The organism is Vibrio hepatarius (genome assembly GCF_043642085.1).
GTDB lineage: Bacteria > Pseudomonadota > Gammaproteobacteria > Enterobacterales > Vibrionaceae > Vibrio > Vibrio hepatarius_C.
Genome location: NZ_JBHZSA010000004.1, coordinates 303,062 through 324,705, shown reverse-complemented (window position 1 = coordinate 324,705; position 21,644 = coordinate 303,062). Strand labels below are relative to the sequence as shown.

Here is a 21,644-nt window from a genome sequence, read left to right as displayed (position 1 = left end):
CTCTGGCTCTGGCTCTGGCTCTGGCTCTGGCTCTGGCTCTGGCTCTGGCTCTGGCTCTGGCTCTGGCTCTGGCTCTGCAATGCTCTCTTCTAGACTGCCCATGTCAAGGGAAGCATCTTGCTCCAACTCAACATCGTCACCTTCATCTAGATTAATTTCTTCAAGTAAAGGATCGGCTTCCGGTGCTGCATTTAGCATGTCGTCAATAAAGTCTTCACTGGAAAAGTCTTTATCACCCTCGGTGAGGTCTAGCGCTTCGTCAGAGACTGGCTCCGCTGGCGGCGTTTCCAATTCAGCTTGTTCCGCGCTCTGCTTCTCAATATCAAGCAGCTCTTCAAACAGATCGGTACTGTCGTCACCAAGCTCTTCCGTTTCTGCGTTTTCTAGCTGAGACTCAACAACGTCATCCAATAAACCTGCATCATCGTCTAATTCAATAGGTTCCGGTTGCTCTGCACCAATCAGATCATCCAGTTCTGCTTCTAGGTCAAACTCACTACTGTCATCAGAGTCTGCGACAAATTCATCAAGCAGATCAGTACTCTCTTGATCCAGCTCTTCATCCGCAGTAATCAGTTCATCAAACAGATCATCACTGCTCTCTTCCGTTGACGAAAGATTATCTAAACTTTCCTCTGCAACAAGTTCATCAAGCAGGTCGGTACTATCGGACTCGATATCAACACCGTCATCCTCAAGCATTTCATCAAGTAGCGCAGTTTCATCGATCGAATTAGCTTCTAAAGACTCCAAGTCTGCTTGCGCATCCATTTGAGCGAAGATGTCATCAATCTCACTATCAGACGCAATACCCAGACCCGAAGTGGCGTCGTCAGACTCATCACTTAAATCGAAGCTATCTTCATCTTCGTCTAACAAGCTATCGATATCTAAACCATCACTAGACTCGTCACCTTGAGCGTCGTTGAAAAGGTCGTCGAGCAGCGCTTGATCTAACTCATCAGTGCCTAACTCTTCAGTCGTTTCGTCGCTAGCGAGAAGCGAATCAAAATCGTCTTGTGAGAATTCACCTTCATCGGAGAGATCGAATGCTTCTTCATCGTCATCAGTATCGATCACGACCTCATCCAGAGCACGCTCCATCTCTTCTAAGCCAAGCGCTTTGTCGTCACCATTGACACTAATACCATTTGAGCCAAGGTCGGCGTCAGCAAGAGACTCGTCAAGATCACCGTCATCGCCGATTCCGGCAAATGGGTCATCCCCATCTTCGCCTTCAAGGTTGAAATCTAGATCGCCATCATCAAGATCAGCAAAGACATCGTCTGACTCTTCTTCAGAGAGTTCTGATTCGTCACCAAATAGCATTTCACTATCGTCTTCGGACTCGCCAAACAGATCGTCATCGAGCAATAAGTCATCGTCGATATCTTCATTGAGCGTGTCTGGAGCAATTGGTGCAACTGGCGGAGGCGTTTGCTGCTCAACTGGCGCGACTGCTGGTTGTTCTTCTTGTTTAGAGCGGCGACCTAACAGCATCATGACGATAAGGCCAATCAATAGACCTGGAATGATAGCCAAGGCTGCAACTAGCCAAGTGTTTGAGAAAAGCTGTTCTAATGCAGATGGGGCTAACTTTTGCTCTTCAGCTAAACGTCGACGCTCTTCTTCAAGCAGTTTTTTCACTTCGTCACGGATGCGGTTTTCGTCGCCCAATTCATCTTTTAATACATCAACTTCAGACTGAACATTCGCCAGCATTAAGCGCAACTTGTGGTTTTTCTCTTCAAGCGCGACCAGTTCGGTTTCAGAAACTTCTAATTGGTTTTCTAGACTTTTAACCTGTTGCTGTTTTTCGTTTTTAGCGATTGCTTGCAGATCACTCGTTGGTGATTCTTCTACTTTTGGTTCAGTCGTCTCTGGCTGAGTAGTCGTCGTTGTTTGAACTGGGGTAACCGCTGGCTTGGTGGCTACTGGCGCAGTTGATGTTGCAGGCGCTTTGCCTAAACGAGCTTGGTGCGCAGCCATCACACGGACAGCTTCTTGCGTGCTAACGCTTCTGACTTGCTCTAAAGATGGGATACGAATTGTACTTTGCGGCATCAACTCGTGAATATTCTGGTTTTCAAACGCTTGAGGGTTGAGTTGGAAAATGGCGTAAAGCGTTTGCTGGACGGTGACACTATTTGACGGTCGCAACTGAGTTGCAATACCCCAAAGTGTTTCTTGACTGGTCGTCGGACCGTAGAATCGCGAAGGTTCTTCTGTCACGCGCGTATTACGAGAGAGTGGCTCTGAAAACTGGGGAGACGATTGAATCTCTCCATTCGGCCCTTTAAGACGAATGCTCTCTGCATTAACGATAGAAGTTTGAGTCACGGCAACCACTGCTAACGGCAGAAGTAGACGCTGTAAAAGTCGACGCATATAAGGCTCAGCTATGTGCTCAATTAAATTAAAGACAATGATCTGTTAAATATATCGGATAAACCCACCAAAACTATAGGTGTAGAGGTAAAAAATGTGTGTCTAGCGCCATAATCGCAGTAATCTCACACTAATTTTCTCATTTCGATTAAAAAAGCCTCACACTATGGCGAGGCTTTAAGAGTCAAATAACGCGGAGGTTAGTAGTAATCGCGAATCAGCACTTCTGCGATTTGTACCGCGTTGGTTGCAGCGCCTTTACGTACGTTATCCGCAACTACCCATAGGTTCACACCGCTGTGATGACTAATATCATTGCGGATACGGCCTACCATAACCTGATCTTTACCACCAGCATCACGAACTTGAGTCGGGAAGTCGTCACCGTGGAACACTTCAACCCCTTCCGTGTTCTCTAGCAATTTAATCACTTCTTGAGCATCAATTGGCGCACATGTTTCTAGGTGAACCGCTTCTGCGTGACCGTAGAATACAGGTACACGTACACAAGTAGGGTTTACCGTGATGCCTGGATCGTTGAAGATTTTCTGCGTTTCCCACACCATTTTCATCTCTTCACGGGTGTAACCGTTTTCCATGAATTGGTCGATTTGAGGGATACAGTTGAATGCAATTTGCTGCGAGAACTGCTCGGTTTCAGCCGGCATACCGTTAAGTAGCTTCGCCGTTTGGCCTGCTAGCTCATCAATACCCGCTTTGCCTGCACCCGACACTGATTGGTAAGTTGAAACGTTAATACGCTCGATACCTACTGCATCATGAATTGGCTTAAGTGCAACCAACATTTGAATGGTTGAACAGTTAGGGTTAGCAATGATGTTGCGGTTACGGAACTCTGCAATTGCTTCTGGGTTAACTTCAGGCACAACCAGAGGAATGTCGTACTCGTAACGGAACTGTGAGGTGTTATCAATCACGATAACGCCTTCATCTGCAGCGATTGGTGCCCACTTCGCTGATAATTCACCACCAGCAGAAAACAAAGCAATATGTGCTTGAGACCAATCAAACTCTTCAACATTCTGCACGCGTACCGTTTTGCCATTAAAACGGTATGTCTTACCTTCACTGCGTTCGCTCGCAAGTAGGTAAAGCTCTCCAACTGGGAATTTACGCTCTTGTAGAACTTCAAGGATTGTTTCGCCTACTGCACCAGTAGCACCTAAAACAGCAACATTGTATTGTTGGCTCATTGACTTACCTCAACCTGAAAACCTAATTTTTCTAGTGGTGATAACTGACATGTATCATCACCAACTAATGTGACAGCACTGTACTCACGGCGGTCCCAGTAATTTTTACGCATCAGGTCAAATGAACCTGGCTTACTGATCTCTCGGCGGAATAAGGCGTCATCTTTACGCACATCATAGACTAGCTGCGTGATGTTGTGCAGCGTTGCTTCATCCCACTCGCGTTCCAGTACTAATTGAGGCACTGGCGCGGTTGGCAGCAAGTCACTAGCGTGCGCACGTAATTCGTTATCTAAAAACTCGCAGTAGCTGTTAAAAATCATTGTTGTACCACGAGCTTTGCCCTCTAAGCCGTATCCAGCCACATGAGGGGTTGCGAATGCTAGCAGAGGCAGAAGCTCCATATCAACCTCTGGCTCAAATTCAAACACATCTAACGCAGCAATAAAGCCATCATTCTTCTGTAAACGCGCTTTCAGGGCATTATTATCGACAACTGGTCCACGTGCTGCATTAATTAGAATCTGGTCACCGCGCAGGTTATTAAGTACAGATTCATTGATTAAGTGATGCGTTGGGTAATCCCCATCACGGGTAATTGGCGTATGAAGAGTAATGATGTCAGCTTGTTCAAGCAGAGTTTCAAGCTCAGTGAAGGGGCGAGTGTCGCCTTCCTGTTGCTTGATAGGGTCATTGATTAATACCTTGATACCAACACCAGCCAGACATTGCTGCAAGTAGCTACCCACTTGACCAGCACCAATAATTCCTACTGTCTTATCAAACACAGAGAAGCCATGCTGCTGCGCTAGAACCATCATGACGCTAAACGCATACTCGGCAACACCTACTTTGTTACAGCCCGGCGCTGCAGTGAAAAAGATGCCTTTTTCTTTCAACAATGCTTGGTCGACATGATCCATTCCTGCTGTAGCCGTTCCGACAAACTTAAGCTTGCTGGCCTTTTCGATTAGCTGAGCATTCACTTTCGTCACCGAACGAATCATCAGTGCATCAACATCAACCAGATCGTCTGCTGTCAGAGTACGTCCGGATTTTAGTACTACCTCACCTAACTGGCTAAAAATCTGCTCAGCGTAAGGCATGTTTTCATCGATTAGGATTTTCATGTCTTTGTATATTTGAATTGCAATTGAGTTGATTGTGCAGAAAAGGCTCGTCACTGTCGAGGTATTAATGCCGGCCAAACAGCAGATAGAAAAATGCCCGGCGTAATAGCCGGGCAATAGTCCAGAACAAAAGGATCTTAACCCGCTCTCCATGGGTTAAAGTCTGCGTCTGTCAGATTAACCTTTATCACTAAAAGTTAATCAGCTCTGGAAACTGGATTGCAAATGCGAGCCTAAGGCTGCAATGCAAATTCAGTTAGCCTTGGTACTTCTTGATAACTAGCGTAGCGTTTGTGCCACCAAAACCAAAACTGTTCGACATAACGGTCGTTAGCTCTGCATCACGCTTTTCAGTCACGATGTCTAGGCCTGCAGCCGCTTCGTCTAGGTTCGCTACGTTAATGCTTGGCGCAATAAAGCCGTTATCTAGCATTAGTGTAGAGTAAATTGCTTCGTGAACACCTGCAGCACCTAGAGCGTGACCAGTCATCGCTTTGGTTGCAGAGATTGCAGGGCTGTTGTCGCCGAATAGTTCTTGGATAGCACCAAGCTCTTTTACATCACCCACAGGAGTAGATGTACCGTGTGTGTTTACGTAGTCGATGCTATCAACGTCTTGCATTGCCATCTTCATACAACGCACCGCGCCTTCACCAGAAGGAGCAACCATGTCGTAGCCATCAGATGTTGCGCCGTAACCTACGATCTCACCGTAAATTTTTGCGCCACGAGCTAAAGCGTGCTCTAGTTCTTCGATAACTAGCATGCCGCCGCCACCAGAGATGACAAAACCGTCACGGTCTGCATCGTAAGTACGTGATGCTTTTTCTGGAGTCTCGTTGTACTTAGTAGAAAGTGCACCCATTGCGTCAAACATCATAGTTTGAGACCAATCTAGCTCTTCACCACCACCTGCAAATACGATGTCTTGCTTACCAAGTTGAATAAGCTCCATTGCGTGACCGATACAGTGTGCAGACGTTGCACAAGCTGAACTCATTGAGTAGTTCACGCCGCGGATTTTAAACGGTGTTGCTAGACACGCAGATACTGTTGAAGACATCGTACGTGGAACCATGTAAGGACCCACACGTTTAACGCCTTTCGCACGCATGGTATCAGTCGCAACAGTTTGGTTTAGTGCAGACGCACCACCAGAACCTGCAACGATACCAGTACGATCGTTAGACACTTGATCGTCAGTTAGGCCAGCGTCTTCAATTGCTTGCTGCATTGATAGGTATGCATACGCAGCCGCATCACCCATAAAGCGCATCTGTTTACGGTCAATGTGCTCTGCTGGGTTAATCTTAAGATCACCCCATACTTGTGAGCGAAGACCGTGTTCTTTAAACTGCTCAGACGCAGTAATACCAGATTTACCTTCTTTTAGAGACGCTAAAACTTCTTCGACGTTGTTACCGATACTTGAAACAATACCCATACCGGTGATTACGACTCGTTTCATTATGACATTCCTATAATTCAAAAATCCGCTAGATAATAACTAAGATAGCGGGGAAAAGTGGTCAGCTTTCCCATAAAACCGTACAATTACCACAATATTATCGTTTCTATTCACATATTTCCGACACTATGACCACAATTACCAACGCTCAACTAGGCTGGAACGACGCTGGCACGCCAGTTTCTGACCAGTTTGACGACGTCTACTTCTCAAACGTCAACGGCCTTGAAGAGACTCGCTACGTGTTTCTTCACCAGAATCATCTTCCTGAAAGATGGCAAACGTATGACCAAAGACGCTTTGTTATCGCAGAAACAGGCTTTGGTACCGGACTCAACTTTCTTGCAGTCTGGCAGTGGTTCGATCGTTTCAAACAACAAAACCCGGATGCCGCTTTACAAGAGCTGCATTTTGTTAGCTTCGAGAAGTACCCGCTAAGCCAACAAGATTTAGTTAAAGCGCACGATGCGTGGCCTGAACTGGCTGAATACGCTAAAAAACTACAAGCCCACTACCCAATTGCGGTACCTGAATGTCACCGTATCGTACTTGAAAATGGAGCGATTACACTCGACCTGTGGTTTGGTGATATCAAAGATTGTATGCCAAAAGTGCCAGTCCCGGAACAAGGTTTGGTTGATGCTTGGTTTTTAGATGGATTTGCGCCAAGCAAAAACCCAGAAATGTGGAACCAAGACCTCTTTAACGGCATGGCAACCTTAGCCAAACAAGAGTGTACTTGCGCAACGTTTACTGCCGCTGGGTTTGTTCGTCGAGGCCTGATTGAAGCGGGTTTTGAGATGAAGAAAGTTAAAGGCTTTGGTACCAAACGAGACATGATTGTCGGCCATTTAGCTGACAAAAAACCTGACTCGAACTTCAAACCTTGGTTCCACCGTAGCACAAGTAGCTCAAGCGAGTCTATTGCTATTATTGGTGGTGGCGTTGCCAGTGCCACATTAGCTAAAACCCTAACTCGACGTGGCAAGCAAGTGACGCTTTACTGCCAAGATGATGCACCTGCTCAGGGCGCTTCTGGCAATCGACAAGGGGCAGTTTACCCACTATTGAACGGGACTCATGAAGGCGTGTCACGCGTCTTTGCGCCAGCTTTCTTATTTGCGCGCCAATTTGTTGAACAAGCTGCCGAAACGGTTAAGTTCGATCATGATTGGTGTGGTGTCACGCAGTTAATGTGGAACGAAGACGCTGAAACTAAGCTTGAGAAGATGCTAAGCGGTGACTTTGACTCACAGTTGATTCATCGTCTTGATGCAACCCAAACCAGCGAGAACATTGGCTTACCGATTGATATGCCAAGCGTGCATTACCCTCTTGGTGGTTGGTTGTGTCCTGCGCAATTGACTCAAGGTTTAATTGAAGATCTACAAAGCGGCTCAAAGCTAGCAGCGCACTTCAACACTAAGATTGAACGTATGGCTTGGTGCGAAGAAAAGCAACAATGGACACTTTCATCAGGCGAGCAACATTTTACCCATGACACAGTCATCGTAGCGAACGGCCACCAGTTCTCTGAGCTTGAACAAACAGCAGATGTTCCCTTAGGACAAGTGAAAGGTCAGGTAAGTCATATTCCAACCACTGATGATCTGCAAAAGCTTAAGAGCGTGCTCTGCTACGACGGCTATATGACACCAGTGAATCCAAACAATGCTCATCACTGTATTGGCGCAAGCTATGATCGCTCTCATCTCGATAATGTTTTTGACCCAGTCGCTCAGCAAGAGAACGGCGACAAACTGCGTAAATGTGTACCAAACCAAACTTGGCCAGAGCAGGTTGATACCTCTGGTGAGTTGTCTCGCCAGGGAATCCGCTGCGTGAGCCGAGACCATCTGCCGTTTGTTGGCAATGTCGGTGAGTTTAAGACGATTAAACAAGAGTACGCAGAGCTGCATAAGAAAAAGCCGGCACAGAATGCGATTAACGTTCCGAGTCACCCAAACCTGTTCTGTATGCTTGGATTAGGTTCAAGAGGATTGAGTTCAGCGCCACTGCTTGCAGAGGTACTCGCTTCGCAGATTTGTGGCGACCCATTACCATTACCTATCGATGTACTTGAGCAACTTCACCCAAGCCGTATGTGGGTGAGAAAACTGCGTAAGGGTAAAGCAATCACTGCGCTTTAAGTCGCCAAAAAATAAAACGCCTTCATCGATGATGAAGGCGTTTTCACATCTATGCTTGCTTAAGCGATTGCAGCAGTAGCGGTTATCTCACCCACTGCCTGTTTCACTTGTTGTTCAATTTCAGCGTTACGGAAAACACCCGCATCTAAATCAAAGTTATCGTAAAAGCTTGGTACGGACAGTGACGCTTTCACTTTTGCACCAAAGTATGGCGCCGAACCTGTTGCCGCAGAAAGCACCGTTTGCGCACCACCTGGACCAGGTGACGTTGCTAAATAAACCACTGGCTTATCTTGAAAAACGTTGCGCTCAATACGCGTTGCCCAATCAAATAAGTTTTTGTACGCCGCGGTGTAAGAGCCATTATGCTCAGCAAATGACACAATGATCGCATCAGCTTGCTCTAAGTCAGCTAAAAACGCCTTAGCACCTTCCGCTTGACCAATTTCCTTTTCAGTATCTTCACTAAACATCGGCACTTGGTATTCATTCAAATCAAGAACCTTAACTTCCGCTCCGTCAATTTGACTCGCAGCATAAGAGGCCAATGTCTTATTAATTGATGTTGAGCTGTTCGATGCTCCAAACGCGATAACTTTCATATTCTTCTTCCTAGCTTGTTCCCCGGTATGTGCTAAGAAGAATATCGCTGGATTAAAAAACCAACAACTATAAAAAACTTAAGGGGTTGTTCGAAAATTTCGAACAACCCCTTAATGACATATTTATTAGCAAACTGCTTGTTGGCAAACTTGCTTAAGCCGCGTTAACCAGTTCCAACCATAAGTCATGAACTATGGTGCGGTCTGCGGGAGTCAACTCTGAACGTGCAGCTTCAAGGCTGGCTTGAATGCGTTCTTTCAGCGCTTCAATGTCCTCAATACCTTCTTCTTCACATGCCGCTGCCGATAAAGAAATATGACCACGTAGATAACCACCAGCAAATAATTCATCGTCCGACGCCGTAGAAATTCTTGCATCGATTAGCTCAAGTAGCTGTTCTTCAAATTCAATAATCATTTCGCTTTATCGCCTAGTTCAGTTTGATTCTCAAAAAGAGCGCCAAGCTTCTCATATTGATAATCGCAACGCAAACCCTATATGTGACAAGGGCTCACAGCGTGGCATGGCATGTGCAATCTCTCAAATATTCACCTGAGTTGCGCGAGGACAAAGAGAATGAAAAAATTCCAGATGGCGAAACCCACCTTACTAACGACCCTGCTACTTTGTGGTACCAATCCCGCTTTAGCAGAAACGCCATTTTCAAGCTGCCCCACCCAAGCTTTTCTGATCCAGAACCCAACGGGCACTCCGATATCATTTGGCGTCAATATTGATGTTGGTAGCTATGTCACACTGGCTTCGAATATGGGGACAGCCAAGATCAATGGTGTCGGCTACAGCAAACATGATGATTTCATTTACGGTTGGGACTATGGCGCGCAGTCACTTTCGCGCATCGATTCGACCTTTACTAAGACACTACTCAGTATCGACATACCTGAGGGAGCGCCTACCTCGATCTACGTCGGTGACGTTGCGTTAGATGAAAATGCTTGGTACGGCTACAGACCCAGCTATGGGCTCTATCGTATTGACTTAACAACATTTGTCATGGAGCTATCTTCACCTCCTAGCCAATTTGGCAACCCTTCAATTTACGACTTGGCCTTTCACCCAGATAACAGCCTGGCCTACTCTATCGATGCCAACGGTTACCTATGGGAGATTGATGTCGCTTCGGGTACCACAAATCGCCTCAATCAACTGCTTGATAAAAACGTCCTCGGCTACCGCCTAACCTTTGGTGCCGTCTACTTTGATGTCGACGGTAACTTCTATGCCAGTAACAATAGTAACGGCTACATCTTTAAGGTCGCAATTAACGGAGAGCAGTCAACAGCAGAGTTTTTTGCCTACGGTCCTTCAAGTAACTCGAACGATGGTGCTCGCTGTGCACTTGCACCGGTGGAACCGAGTGAATACACCGAGTTTGGTGATGCGCCAGATAGCTATAAAACCCTATTTGCTTCTTCTGGTGCCCGTCACGGACTCTCTGACCTTAAGTTAGGTTCTCTCGTCGATGGTGAAACCGATGGTAGCGTTTACCCTGACAGTGACGACGTATCAGACGGCGTCGACGATGACGACGGCATTCAGTTCCCTGTTCCTATCCAAGTAGGTCAAACAAGCAAGGTCATTGCTACCGCTTCTGGTACATCCGCTGATTCAGTGCTTAATGCATGGATTGATTTCGACCGCGACGGAGAATTTGAAGCTTCAGAAATCATCATTAGTGATCGCGCGATGACCGATAGTACCGCTGACATATTCTTTACCGTTCCTACGTGGGCGGTGGAAGGTGATACTTGGGCACGTTTTCGTATTTCCAACACCTCAGGTATTGGCCCAAGCGGTGGTGTGCCAGCAGGTGAAGTCGAAGACTACCCTGTTGAGGTTACCGAAAGCGGTGTGACCACCGAAGTTTATCCGAGTGGTGGCGGCTACACGACCTTCGCTTACGAAGATCAATATCCGCTAATGGGTGATTACGATATGAACGATGTATTGATGAACGTTAAATACACCGAATATCAGCTCAACAACCAAGTGATTCGTATGAAGATGGAAGGCAAGATAGCCGCACTGGGTGGCGACAACCGCTCTGGATTTGCGATTCGATTACCTGGTGTACTCAAAGAAGATATTAAATCGGACTCGGTAACTCTCAGCATTAATGGCTCGCCAGCCTCAGGCACGATCCTTGAAACTGATACTACCGATGCGGTGTTCATTATCAATGAAGACTTATGGGACATCACCGAGGCGGGTGAAGCTGAAAGTTGTACCATGTTCCGCACCCAAGATAGCTGTGGTACGACTTATCGCCCAGTGTGGACGCTTACATTCTCACTAGAAAATGCCGTTGCCACCTCAGCCATGCCAGATTTTCCGTATGACCCTTTTATCTTCGCAGCTCCGGGCCATTATTATGGTGATATCGGCCACGAGCTTAGCGGTGGTTACCCTGGCCGCAGCTTAGAGATCCACCTCAAAAATCAAGCACCCTCCAGCAAGTTTGATAGTCGTTATAAATCAAATGGGGTCGACGCCTCATCAGGTGATACCCATTTCCACAATGCTAACGGCTTGCCATGGGGAATTGAGATCCCTACTACGTGGAAGCACCCGAAAGAACGTAAGAACATCTTAGAAGCCTACTCAGACTTTGCAGAGTTCGCCCTTGATGCCAGTGGTCAAAGCCAAAGCAACTGGTACATGTCGCCAAATAACACCATCATTTATGTCGATTAGGAGGCAAGACTATGTGTAATACAAAATTGAAAATATCCCTCAGCGTGTTATTTGCCTCACTACTGGTTGCTTGCGGAGGTGGAGGCGGTGGTGAATCTGCAAGTTCATCACCTTCAGGGACATCGATAGGTTCCGAAAGTGGCTCGGAGTCAGGGGGGGCTGCTGCAACAGGGCAGGCATTGAGTTTAACCGATTTACAAATTGAACATAGTAATAGCTTAACGTCAGTGTATAACGTCGATATCGATGTCAGCTTGCCCCACTTAGCGGCATCACACGTTTATATCTCCATATGCGATAACAGTGGCGGAGATCTGGAAAATGTCGACTACAACAAGTGCCTAGTCAAAGCAGCGCTACAAAATGGACAAGGAGAATATCAGCTTAGGGTTCCTAACCATTGCCAATCGCTGATCGCGGTCGTTTCCATTATGGAGCCTGATGTCGACCCACTGGTGTATACTCTAAATCATAACAACCAAGTCCAAACGACTTGGCTTATTCAGTAGCTCAAACCAAAACAAGCTGCCACTGGCAGCTTGTTGTTACTTCACTTCGAACTGTTCAAACGCCAGTTCTGGGACTTGATAGAAAGCTCTGAGTGCATCCGATAACATGCGTACTCGCTCAGGGATCCCTTGCTCAAAAATCTTGCCCACTTCTTGATGAACCTTAACCATAAACTGAAGCCTGTCAGGTTCGAAGTCACCATTGAGGTTATCGCAACTAACCGTAAACGGAAAACCTGCGCTTTTAGACAAAATCCACTCATAGGCCTGCGGACGAATCTCTACTTTTTCAAACTCAGCTTGAACTTGCTCGGTGCGACCATCAGGTTCATACCAATAGCCAAAATCTTCTAGTAGTCTTCGCTCAGGCCCAGCCACACACCAGTGGGCAATTTCATGCATACCTGACGCGTAAAAACCACGAGCAAAAATAATCCGATGGTATGGGCTGACATCGTCTGCGGGAAGGTAAATTGGCTCATCACCGCCCAGCTCCAACTTAGTGTTGTACTGCTCAAAAAATGTCGCATTAAAAATCGTGATTAGGTCTTGGTACTCGTGGCTCATAGCTCAATTACGTTAGTTTAAGTTTTTCGCTCCGCATTCTCGCATTTTTCTACACAAATGCAAATCCACACAAAGCACAGTGACATTAGATTAAGTTATGTGAAAAACGTTTTCGTCTTCATAAAATCTCATTCGTCACAGATCACATTTCCCACTACACTCACGCCTTAAATTTATAACATCAATCCGCCGATTCACGGCCCTTTTTGAGAACTCACTATGCTGCTAAGTGTTTTGTATATTATTGGTATTACAGCGGAAGCAATGACCGGTGCCTTAAGTGCTGGCCGAAGAAAAATGGATTGGTTTGGTGTAATGCTAGTGGCAAGTGCAACGGCCATTGGTGGCGGTACTGTTCGAGATATCTTGCTCGGTCACTACCCACTTGGTTGGGTGAAGAACCCTGAGTTTCTGGCGATTACTTGTATTGCTGGTGTCCTGACCACTGGCCTAGCAAAATGGGTGATTAAGCTTAAAGGCCTATTTATTCGACTTGATGCACTGGGTCTGATCGTGTTTAGTATCATCGGTACTAAGGTCGCGATGGGAATGGGTCACCATGCGCTGATTTGTATGGTATCGGCTTTAGTCACTGGCGTATTTGGTGGTTTGCTACGCGATCTTATCTGTCGCCAAACTCCGCTCGTTCTGCACGAAGAGCTTTATGCTTCTGTAGCACTGATTGCCTCAGGCCTATACTTAGGGCTTTTAGAACTTGGCGTGAATGATGTCACCGCAACGATTTCTACTTTAATTGTGGGTTACTTACTCCGCATGGCTGCAGTGCGCTTTAAGTGGCGTCTACCTTCATTCCACTTAGAGACTGAAGGCTCTCTGCACTAATCCCTAAAAAGCTATAGCACCAAAGGTTGGTATTGATCCAGCCTTTGGCTCAACATCGGCTTAGCAATCCAATACCCCTGAAAGTAATCCACCCCACTCTCTCGACACATCTCAAATTGCTCACGGGTTTCTATACCTTCCGCGATGGTTTTTGCGCCGATTAGACGCGCTAGCGCGACAGCTTGCTCAACAAACTGGGTATCACCTACGTAGCTGCGATCGATTTTTAAGTAAGGGGCACGAATCTTCATGGCTCGCTCCCGAGTCGCATAGCAAGCGCCATAGTCATCTAGCGCGGTCTTAATGCCATACTGCTCTAGGTAAGCTTTCCCCTGAAGAATGCCCGCCAAATCCGACTCTTCGAACTCGGTAATTTCGTAGATGATCTGTGAACTGACCAAACGAAGGCAACGCAGTCGATATATAAGGTGCTCAATCGATTGGCGATAGTTAGCAAGCAAAGTAAACACTGAGGGTGAGACATTAATAAACAGTTTACTATGGCGGTATGCCGTATGAGCAAGATTGATCGAATGTAGTTTGCCACATAATAATGTTGCAATAACGCTGGCTTCATCTCCTGGAGTCATTGAGGAAAAATAGTCTCCAGGATTAACGCTATTACCCTGCTCATCCCAAATTCTGACCAAACCTTCAAACGCTAAGACCTGACCTAGACTGTCAACAATCGGCTGGAAAACACTGTGAAAGGTTTTACCCTGATAGAAACCATACACGAACCCTTCCCGTTCATACCGAACAAGACTTTGAATGTAATCCATTTGAACAGAATAGATTGACGCTAGCTCCACAGTGCACCTCCTTTACGCTTTTTAATGTATCAGATTCATTTTCAAACAAGCGTAAGCCTATGTAAGCAAAGCCATTACCTATGCTTACTTACAAGGCTTTGTAGTCCCGCCCAATTCATGGTCAAATTTACAAAAATATTAATTAGAACTAGAACAATGAGCCAAACACAACCACGCTACGCCTTCGTGTGTCCCGAATTAGAAACACTGTCCATTGAACAACAAGGACAATCAGTTCGCCTTGAGAGTGACTGCCAAGACAAGATTGCCGACTTCGCTGCACTCGCCATCGACGCCGCAATGAAACGAAACATACGTGTGTTACTACTCGATAGAAAAGAGAGTAAACAGCTAGATTTCTATAGTTTCTTAATGGTATAGAGTTTCTTAAGAGCATAAAAAAGCCCCCGACGATTAAGTCGGGGGCTTTTCATTTTAGATTCGATTAAATCTTTGGTGTTTCAGTCGTCACACCATGGTTTTGACCACGATGACGCAATAAATGGTCAAGTACAACAATCGCCAGCATTGCTTCTGCGATTGGCACCGCTCGAATACCTACACATGGGTCGTGACGACCTTTAGTAATCAACTGAGTCGACTCACCGTCACGAGTAATAGTCTCACCCGGAACCGTAATACTCGATGTTGGCTTAAGGGCAATGTTCGCTACAATATCTTGGCCAGTAGAAATACCGCCTAAGATACCACCAGCGTGGTTACTTGCAAAACCATCTGGCGTTAGCTCGTCACGATGTTGGCTGCCTTTTTGGCTCACCACATCAAAACCATCACCAATCTCAACTCCTTTCACCGCATTGATGCTCATTAGTGCATGGGCGATATCAGCGTCAAGACGATCAAATACAGGCTCACCTAAACCAACAGGTACGTTAGTCGCAACCACTTGCAGCTTCGCACCGATTGAGTCGCCTTGCTTTTTAAGGTCACGAATCAATTGGTCCAACGCATCGACTTTATCGACATCAGGGCAGAAGAATGGGTTGTTTTCGATCTCATCCCAATCCACTTTATCAATCGCAACATCACCCATTTGAGATAAGTAGGCACGAATCTCAACACCAAACTCTTGCTTAAGGTATTTCTTAGCCACAGAGCCTGCCGCAACACGCATTGCCGTTTCACGCGCTGAAGAACGACCGCCGCCGCGATAATCACGCACACCATATTTCTGATGATAAGTGTAATCAGCATGACCAGGACGGAATTTATCTTTGATTTCAGAATAATCTTTTGAACGTTGATCGGTGTTTTCGATCAATAGGCCGATTGAAGTACCTGTGGTTTTACCTTCAAAAACACCAGAAAGAATTTTCACTTCATCTGGTTCACGGCGAGCGGTGGTATAACGAGAGGTGCCTGGGCGACGGCGATCTAGGTCAATTTGAATATCCGCTTCTGTGATTTCAAGACCCGGAGGACATCCGTCGATAATACATCCTAGTGCGATACCATGACTTTCCCCGAATGTCGTCACTCGGAAATGTTGTCCGATACTGTTTCCTGCCATTACTTCCTCAAACTTTTATCGCTTAAGCACACCATTTCATGTGTACATTGCGCTTTACACTTTAATTGTTCGTAAATTCATAGTCGCCTTATTGCGGTTTGATGTAAACCCCTAATCACCAACTATTTTGCTTTTTGACCCGCATAAAAAACGCCAAGCCAATTTATCGCTAAATCAAGGCTTGGCGTTTTATTTACTCCACGAGACCGTGGTAATTAGTCTTTGTAGATAGAAAACTCTGCTGCATGTTCCAGCATTTGCTCACGAGTCAGCATAAATACGCCGTGACCACCGTTTTCGAACTCAATCCAAGTAAATGGAATGTGCGGGTATTGTTCCATCATGTGAACCATAGAGTTACCTACTTCACAGATAAGGATACCGCTGTCAGTTAAGTAATCTGGTGCATTTGCCAGAATACGGCGAACCAGTTTCAGGCCATCTGTACCTGCCGCTAAACCTAGCTCAGGTTCGTGCGTGAACTCGTCTGGTAGGCTGTTCATGTCTTCTTCGTCCACGTATGGCGGGTTAGACACAATGATGTTGTACTTCTCTTTTGGCAGATCACGGAACAGGTCAGAACGGATAGGGAAAACTTGTTGTTCCATGCCATGGTCTTGAACATTTTGCTCAGCGACTTGCAGTGCGTCCGTTGAAATATCAATCGCGTCAACTTCTGCGTCAGGGAAAGCGTGCGCACAAGCAATCGCAATACAGCCACTACCAGTACATAGGTCCATGATGCGTGTTGGCTCTTCCACTAACCAAGGTTGGAATTCTGCTTGAATCAATTCACCAATTGGCGAACGAGGCACAAGAACACGTTCATCAACAAAGAACTCAAGGCCACAGAACCAAGCTTTATTGGTTAGGTATGCCGTTGGAGTACGCTCATTAATACGCTTTACAACGCGCTCAACGATACGCATACGCTCGCTGGTAGTTAGGCGTGAATTCAGTACATGTGGAGGCACATCGATTGGTAGGTATAGTGTCGGCAGGATAAGCTGAACCGCTTCATCCCAAGCATTATCAGTACCGTGACCATAAAAAAGGTTCGCAGCATTGAAACGGCTTACCGTCCAACGAATCATATCTTGAAGCGAGTGAAGTTCTGATACTGCTTCTTCTACAAAAATCTTATCCAAAATTGCCTCCGAAAAGCGCTACAATACTGCTAATTGCATTTATACATATTAAATTTAGTCCCATGAGCAAAAAAGACACCGATATGGATGATGACTTCGCCCTTTTTAGGGATGCAGTACAAGGCGTAAAAAAGTTGTCACAGGATACCATAGTCCAGCAACCAAAAAAAAACAGTAAGCAAAAAGAAATTACCCGTACTGCCCGTGAAGCAAGCGATACGGAGTTTTATTTCTCTGATGAGTTCGTACCTCTTCTCAATGAGGAAGGGCCGACTCGTTATGCGCGTGATGATGTTTCAACTTATGAAGTGAAACGTCTGCGTCGCGGCGTCTATGTTCCAGATGTGTTTTTGGATATGCACGGAATGACCCAGCAAGAAGCCAAACGAGAGTTAGGCTCGATGATCGCTTACTGTATTAAGAATGAAATTTCTTGTGCTTGTGTTCAGCACGGGATTGGTAAGCACATCCTGAAGCAAAAAGCGCCCCTATGGCTGGCTCAGCACCCAGATGTGATGGCTTTCCACCAAGCGCCGCTTGAGTTTGGTGGTGATGGAGCCTTATTAGTGTTGCTCTCGATTCCAGAAAAGTAACCTGATCACCTTCAAGAGATTCCCTACTCACTCCTTTGGCGTTCTATGGAATACTAGAAGTATTCCTACTTCCTTAGATCAGGAGGAATTGGCAACTCAGACGTCTTCAAGTTCGGACGCTGACCGCCCTTCTTACGGTATTGCTTAAGCTGGAACACATACGCCAGAATTTGTGCCACAGCAGTAAACAAACCATCGGGGATCTCTTGCTCAAGCTCGGTTGAGTGATACAAAGCACGAGCCAAAGGTGGCGCGGGGATGACGTAAATATCATGCTCGCGCGCAACTTCCCTAATTTTAAGCGCCATATGGTCAGTACCTTTGGCCACCACAATCGGCGCTTTATCAGTATCTTGCTTATAGCGCAGTGCGACAGAGAAGTGCTCCGGGTTGGTAACAATCACGTCAGCTTGCGGCACTTCAGCCATCATTCGGCGCTGAGCAGCTTCACGCTGTAGCATACGAATACGGCCTTTCACTTCCGGCTTACCTTCCGTTTCTTTGTATTCGTCTTTGACCTCTTGTTTGGTCATTTTCAGTTGGTCAGCGTGTTGCCAAATTTGGAAAGGGATATCAATCGCTGCGACAATCAACAGTGTACAACTGATCAACAGAATGAAGTTGAGCAAAATATCCAGCGCGTGGAATATGTTTTGCGGATAGACATCCATACTGAGTTGAAACAAATCCTCTCGCGCAGCACTGATCAGATAAAACGCCATGCCAGAGACCAAGGCCACTTTCAAAATTGATTTGATCAGCTCAACCCAACTCTGCATTCCGACCATTCGCTTTAGGCCGCTAAGAGGGTTCATCTTCGAGGCTTTCGGCATCGCCGCTTCTACAGAAAAACTGACACCGCCAACCCCTGCTGCGCCTACCACTGCGGCAACGAACAGCGTGACGAGAATCAGCAACAAAGGAAGAATCAAACTGCCCATGGAGCCAACGACGATATCAAACAGCTTTACATGATCGAATATTTCTTCACGAGACAGGGAGAATAGCCGTCCCATTACGGTAAATAACGCGCGCGCGAGACTCTCACCGAACCACATCAGTGCGATTGAACCTACTACGAGAACAGAAACCGACGCTAACTCTTTTGACCTTGCAACCTGCCCTTTTTCTCGGGCCTGTTGCAAGCGTCTGGGCGTCGCGTCTTCTGTGCGTTCTTGACCGTCTGACTCTGCCATTCAGCCTCCTAACAATCTAACCTAATAAATTGGCAAATTTGCTGTTCGCCCTGTACCCAGAATAGTTCATAGTGATTGTATAAACCTGCGACAAGGTACCAACAGATCAATAGACCAACCATCAAGGCAAAAGCGAAACCCAGTGAGAAAATGTTTAGCTGCGGCGCAGCACGGGTCATAACACCAAAGGAAAGGTTAATAGTCAGCAGAGCAATAATGCCTGACAGTGACATACTCAGCGCCACTTTAAACATAATACCTAGCCACAACGCTAGCTCTCTAAAATCAACAGTCGTGAGTGAACCTGTGCCAATTGGCAGCGATTTAAAACTCATTACCACCAGCATGATCATTTTCAAGTGACCATCGGTAGTCAAAAAGAACAGCGTTGAAAGGAACATAAACAGCTGACCAAGCAAGGGCGTATTCTGCCCGTTCGCCGGGTCAACCATTGAGGCGAAACCTAAGCTCGACTGCATACCGAGAATTTGACCCAAGATAACAAAGGTTTGGATCATAAATTGAGTCACAGTGCCCATCGCGACACCGATAATAATTTGCTCAAGCAAGGTCATAAACCCAGCAAAAGAGAGCAATTCAATCGTATCTGGGACCGCTGGGATAGCGGGCATCACCGCAAAGGTGATCGCCAAGCCCAAATAGAGTCGCACCCGCGTGGAAACAAAGCGCGCCCCAGTTACTGACATCACCATTAACATTGCCGCAATACGGGTGTAAGGCCAAAAATAATTGGCTATCCAGTCCAGTATTAGCGTCGCCGGATATTCCATAACGAAACCTAGTATAGAACCTGAGGCAAGCGCTCAATCATGCTAAAGAAAAACTCCATCAAGATTTGTGTCATCCAGTGAGCAAATAGCATCAGAGCAAGTAATGTCACGATGAGACGTGGCAAGAAACTCAACGTTTGTTCGTTGATTGAGGTCGCCGCTTGGAAGATCGCCACCACTAAACCGATAAGTAAGCTGGGAATAATGATTGCGCACACCATGATGAGAACCATCCATAGTGCATCACGAAACAACTCAACAAACATTTCAGGAGTCATAGATTCTCTCCCGTCACAAGGCGAAACTGCCGGCCAATGTCGACAGTATCAAGTTCCAGCCATCCACCAGCACAAACAGCATCAGTTTAAATGGCAGTGATACAATCATTGGTGAAAGCATCATCATACCCATCGCCATCAATACCGATGCCACCACCAAGTCGATAACTAAGAAAGGCAAGAACAACATAAAGCCAATCTGGAAGGCGGTTTTAAGCTCTGAAGTGATGAAAGCAGGAATCAACACAGCCATGGAGACATCTTCAGGCGCTGTCGCTGTCGAGCCTGAAATACTGACGAAGGTTTCTAAATCTTTGACTCGCGTCTGCTTAAGCATGAAATCTTTCATTGGGATCTGCGCGAGGTCAAACGCTTGGCGCGCGGAAATTTGTTCATTAATGTATGGCTGAATCGCATCATCATTAATCTTGTTTAACACCGGAGACATGATAAAGAAGGTCAAGAAGATTGCGATACCGATAATCACCTGATTGGATGGTGTTTGCTGTAGACCCATCGCCTGACGAAGAATCGACATCACCACCACAATACGGGTAAAGGACGTCATCAAGATAACCATCGCAGGCAAGAAACCCAGCATGGTCATCAGTGCCAAGATTTGCAGGTTTACTGAATAATCTTCACTGCCATCTGGGTTGGTCGTCATGGTGAATGCAGGTACACCGCCACCTCCGCCACCCACTAAGCTACTGGTCGAGATGGTCTTTGCCGCGCCTTGCTCACGCTCCATTGCTGACACAGTAACAGAGCTACCCGGCGCAGCATTGTCAGGTACTGGCGTGGCGAGCTCTTCTTGTGCAAAAGAGAACGCGGAGAACATCAGGATAAAAAGCGTCAGGCAAAGTGACACTATCTTATTGGTTTTTATCATTCTTTCTTAATAGCTGAGTCAATTGATTGGCAAACGGACTTGCAGCCATCTCCTCCTGAGATAAAGGTTTATCCAGTTTTGAGATCAATTGGATGGATTGAGCTGTCACTCCAACCAAAAATTGTTCTTCTCCGGCCTGTACAATCATGATTCGCTCACGGTTGCCCAATGCTATTTGCCTTACAACACTTAATCCCTTTTGATTAACCATTGCAGGCACACGCATTCTCTTAAGCAGCCAAGCCAAAAATAAAATAAAGGCAATAACGAACAAGAGCGACCCAAAAGTGGTCGCCCAGTCTAATTGACTGCCTGGAGTGGCAGCCATTACGGAAGGTGATATCAAAGCTAGAGGAAAAAGTAAGTACTCCTTAACTTTAAACGTCATACTGTACCTTACTTTATCTAAGCTTTTTAATACGCTCTGTTTGACTGATTACATCAGTGAGACGAATACCAAACTTATCGTTGACGACAACCACTTCCCCGTGTGCAATCAAGGTACCGTTAACCAGTACATCGAGAGACTCACCCGCTAAGCGCTCTAGCTCAACGACGGAACCTTGGTTCAACTGCAATAAGTTACGAATACTGATTTGCGAACGGCCGACTTCCATCGAAATAGTGACCGGAATATCTAGAATTGTGTCGAGCTTACGGCGCTCATCTTCTGAAATTGGAGACGAGGTATCTTCTAGCTCATCAAGCTGAGCATTCATCACTTCATCGACATCAATACTTGGTGCACTTGGATCTTCACCTAATGCGGCAGCCCATTCGTCCGCCAGCTTTTGGTCGTCACTCGGTTCCATACCT

At 46.2% G+C, this 21,644-nt stretch carries 22 protein-coding genes; 6 read left to right on the top strand and 16 right to left on the bottom strand.

Going from position 1 to position 21,644, the window contains the following annotated elements; translation table 11 throughout:
- From ACHUFZ_RS10775 to fabB, 4 genes are all read right to left on the bottom strand, one after another.
- The coding region (locus ACHUFZ_RS10775; RefSeq protein ID WP_394127169.1) for a FimV/HubP family polar landmark protein at positions 1–2,388 on the bottom strand (2,388 nt) is incomplete at its 3' end.
- Between the two features lie 200 nt (positions 2,389–2,588).
- Complete coding sequence (locus ACHUFZ_RS10770) at positions 2,589–3,602, bottom strand: aspartate-semialdehyde dehydrogenase (protein ID WP_394127168.1); 1,014 nt, start codon at positions 3,600–3,602, stop codon at positions 2,589–2,591.
- Positions 3,599–4,732: a 4-phosphoerythronate dehydrogenase gene (locus ACHUFZ_RS10765; protein ID WP_394127167.1), complete on the bottom strand. Its 1,134-nt coding sequence runs from the start codon at positions 4,730–4,732 to the stop codon at positions 3,599–3,601. Before ACHUFZ_RS10765 ends, ACHUFZ_RS10770 begins: the two co-directional genes overlap by 4 nt.
- A gap of 256 nt (positions 4,733–4,988) precedes the next feature.
- Complete coding sequence (gene fabB, locus ACHUFZ_RS10760) at positions 4,989–6,200, bottom strand: beta-ketoacyl-ACP synthase I (protein WP_394127166.1); 1,212 nt, start codon at positions 6,198–6,200, stop codon at positions 4,989–4,991.
- Positions 6,201–6,328: 128 nt separating this feature from the next.
- Here fabB and mnmC point away from each other — a divergent pair, with 128 nt between their 5' ends.
- Positions 6,329–8,350: a bifunctional tRNA (5-methylaminomethyl-2-thiouridine)(34)-methyltransferase MnmC2/FAD-dependent 5-carboxymethylaminomethyl-2-thiouridine(34) oxidoreductase MnmC1 gene (mnmC, locus tag ACHUFZ_RS10755; RefSeq protein WP_394127165.1), complete on the top strand. Its 2,022-nt coding sequence runs from the start codon at positions 6,329–6,331 to the stop codon at positions 8,348–8,350.
- Positions 8,351–8,409: 59 nt separating this feature from the next.
- Here the strand turns inward: mnmC and ACHUFZ_RS10750 are convergent, their stop codons facing one another.
- Positions 8,410–8,952, bottom strand: coding sequence for an NADPH-dependent FMN reductase (locus ACHUFZ_RS10750; RefSeq protein WP_394127164.1), 543 nt, complete (start codon positions 8,950–8,952; stop codon positions 8,410–8,412).
- A gap of 154 nt (positions 8,953–9,106) precedes the next feature.
- Positions 9,107–9,370, bottom strand: coding sequence for a YfcL family protein (locus ACHUFZ_RS10745; protein ID WP_134837288.1), 264 nt, complete (start codon positions 9,368–9,370; stop codon positions 9,107–9,109).
- A gap of 159 nt (positions 9,371–9,529) precedes the next feature.
- On the opposite strand from ACHUFZ_RS10745, the gene ACHUFZ_RS10740 reads away from it, so the two are divergent.
- Both ACHUFZ_RS10740 and ACHUFZ_RS10735 read left to right on the top strand, forming a co-directional pair.
- On the top strand, positions 9,530–11,668 hold the full coding sequence (locus ACHUFZ_RS10740) for an LruC domain-containing protein (RefSeq protein WP_394127163.1): 2,139 nt from the start codon (positions 9,530–9,532) through the stop codon (positions 11,666–11,668).
- A gap of 11 nt (positions 11,669–11,679) precedes the next feature.
- Positions 11,680–12,177 (top strand): hypothetical protein, encoded by a 498-nt coding sequence (locus tag ACHUFZ_RS10735; protein WP_394127162.1) that lies wholly within the window; start codon positions 11,680–11,682, stop codon positions 12,175–12,177.
- Positions 12,178–12,213: 36 nt separating this feature from the next.
- Here the strand turns inward: ACHUFZ_RS10735 and ACHUFZ_RS10730 are convergent, their stop codons facing one another.
- The gene (locus ACHUFZ_RS10730) at positions 12,214–12,744 is read right to left on the bottom strand and encodes an elongation factor P hydroxylase (protein ID WP_394127161.1); all 531 of its coding nucleotides are present in this window, start codon (positions 12,742–12,744) and stop codon (positions 12,214–12,216) included.
- Between the two features lie 219 nt (positions 12,745–12,963).
- Between ACHUFZ_RS10730 and ACHUFZ_RS10725 the strand changes: the two genes are divergently transcribed.
- Positions 12,964–13,587, top strand: a complete 624-nt coding sequence (locus tag ACHUFZ_RS10725) for a trimeric intracellular cation channel family protein (RefSeq protein WP_394127160.1) — start codon at positions 12,964–12,966, stop codon at positions 13,585–13,587.
- An 11-nt stretch (positions 13,588–13,598) separates the two neighbouring features.
- Here the strand turns inward: ACHUFZ_RS10725 and ACHUFZ_RS10720 are convergent, their stop codons facing one another.
- Positions 13,599–14,399 carry an EAL domain-containing protein gene (locus tag ACHUFZ_RS10720; RefSeq protein ID WP_394127159.1) on the bottom strand — a complete coding sequence of 267 codons (801 nt, stop codon included), beginning with the start codon at positions 14,397–14,399 and terminating at the stop codon, positions 13,599–13,601.
- A 156-nt stretch (positions 14,400–14,555) separates the two neighbouring features.
- Between ACHUFZ_RS10720 and ACHUFZ_RS10715 the strand changes: the two genes are divergently transcribed.
- Positions 14,556–14,780: a hypothetical protein gene (locus ACHUFZ_RS10715; protein ID WP_394127158.1), complete on the top strand. Its 225-nt coding sequence runs from the start codon at positions 14,556–14,558 to the stop codon at positions 14,778–14,780.
- A gap of 64 nt (positions 14,781–14,844) precedes the next feature.
- Here ACHUFZ_RS10715 and aroC read toward each other — a convergent pair whose 3' ends face one another.
- Both aroC and prmB read right to left on the bottom strand, forming a co-directional pair.
- The gene (gene aroC / locus ACHUFZ_RS10710) at positions 14,845–15,930 is read right to left on the bottom strand and encodes a chorismate synthase (RefSeq protein ID WP_394127157.1); all 1,086 of its coding nucleotides are present in this window, start codon (positions 15,928–15,930) and stop codon (positions 14,845–14,847) included.
- Positions 15,931–16,145: 215 nt separating this feature from the next.
- Positions 16,146–17,078: a 50S ribosomal protein L3 N(5)-glutamine methyltransferase gene (prmB, locus tag ACHUFZ_RS10705; protein ID WP_134835186.1), complete on the bottom strand. Its 933-nt coding sequence runs from the start codon at positions 17,076–17,078 to the stop codon at positions 16,146–16,148.
- Between the two features lie 62 nt (positions 17,079–17,140).
- Here prmB and smrB point away from each other — a divergent pair, with 62 nt between their 5' ends.
- Entirely contained in the window at positions 17,141–17,671 is a 531-nt protein-coding gene (gene smrB, locus ACHUFZ_RS10700) for an endonuclease SmrB (RefSeq protein WP_053440462.1), read from the top strand.
- A 65-nt stretch (positions 17,672–17,736) separates the two neighbouring features.
- On the opposite strand, the gene flhB is transcribed toward smrB, so the two are convergent.
- From flhB to fliN, 6 genes are read right to left on the bottom strand one after another with little or no spacing between them, the layout of a single operon-like run.
- Complete coding sequence (flhB, locus tag ACHUFZ_RS10695) at positions 17,737–18,867, bottom strand: flagellar biosynthesis protein FlhB (RefSeq protein ID WP_134835187.1); 1,131 nt, start codon at positions 18,865–18,867, stop codon at positions 17,737–17,739.
- Between the two features lie 8 nt (positions 18,868–18,875).
- Entirely contained in the window at positions 18,876–19,658 is a 783-nt protein-coding gene (fliR, locus tag ACHUFZ_RS10690; RefSeq protein WP_134835188.1) for a flagellar biosynthetic protein FliR, read from the bottom strand.
- A gap of 8 nt (positions 19,659–19,666) precedes the next feature.
- The gene (gene fliQ, locus ACHUFZ_RS10685; RefSeq protein ID WP_004413263.1) at positions 19,667–19,936 is read right to left on the bottom strand and encodes a flagellar biosynthesis protein FliQ; all 270 of its coding nucleotides are present in this window, start codon (positions 19,934–19,936) and stop codon (positions 19,667–19,669) included.
- Between the two features lie 13 nt (positions 19,937–19,949).
- The gene (fliP, locus tag ACHUFZ_RS10680) at positions 19,950–20,777 is read right to left on the bottom strand and encodes a flagellar type III secretion system pore protein FliP (protein ID WP_394127335.1); all 828 of its coding nucleotides are present in this window, start codon (positions 20,775–20,777) and stop codon (positions 19,950–19,952) included.
- A 34-nt stretch (positions 20,778–20,811) separates the two neighbouring features.
- Positions 20,812–21,216: a flagellar biosynthetic protein FliO gene (gene fliO / locus ACHUFZ_RS10675; protein WP_394127156.1), complete on the bottom strand. Its 405-nt coding sequence runs from the start codon at positions 21,214–21,216 to the stop codon at positions 20,812–20,814.
- Positions 21,217–21,229: 13 nt separating this feature from the next.
- Positions 21,230–21,640, bottom strand: a complete 411-nt coding sequence (gene fliN / locus ACHUFZ_RS10670) for a flagellar motor switch protein FliN (RefSeq protein ID WP_004413260.1) — start codon at positions 21,638–21,640, stop codon at positions 21,230–21,232.
- Positions 21,641–21,644 lie beyond the last annotated feature (4 nt).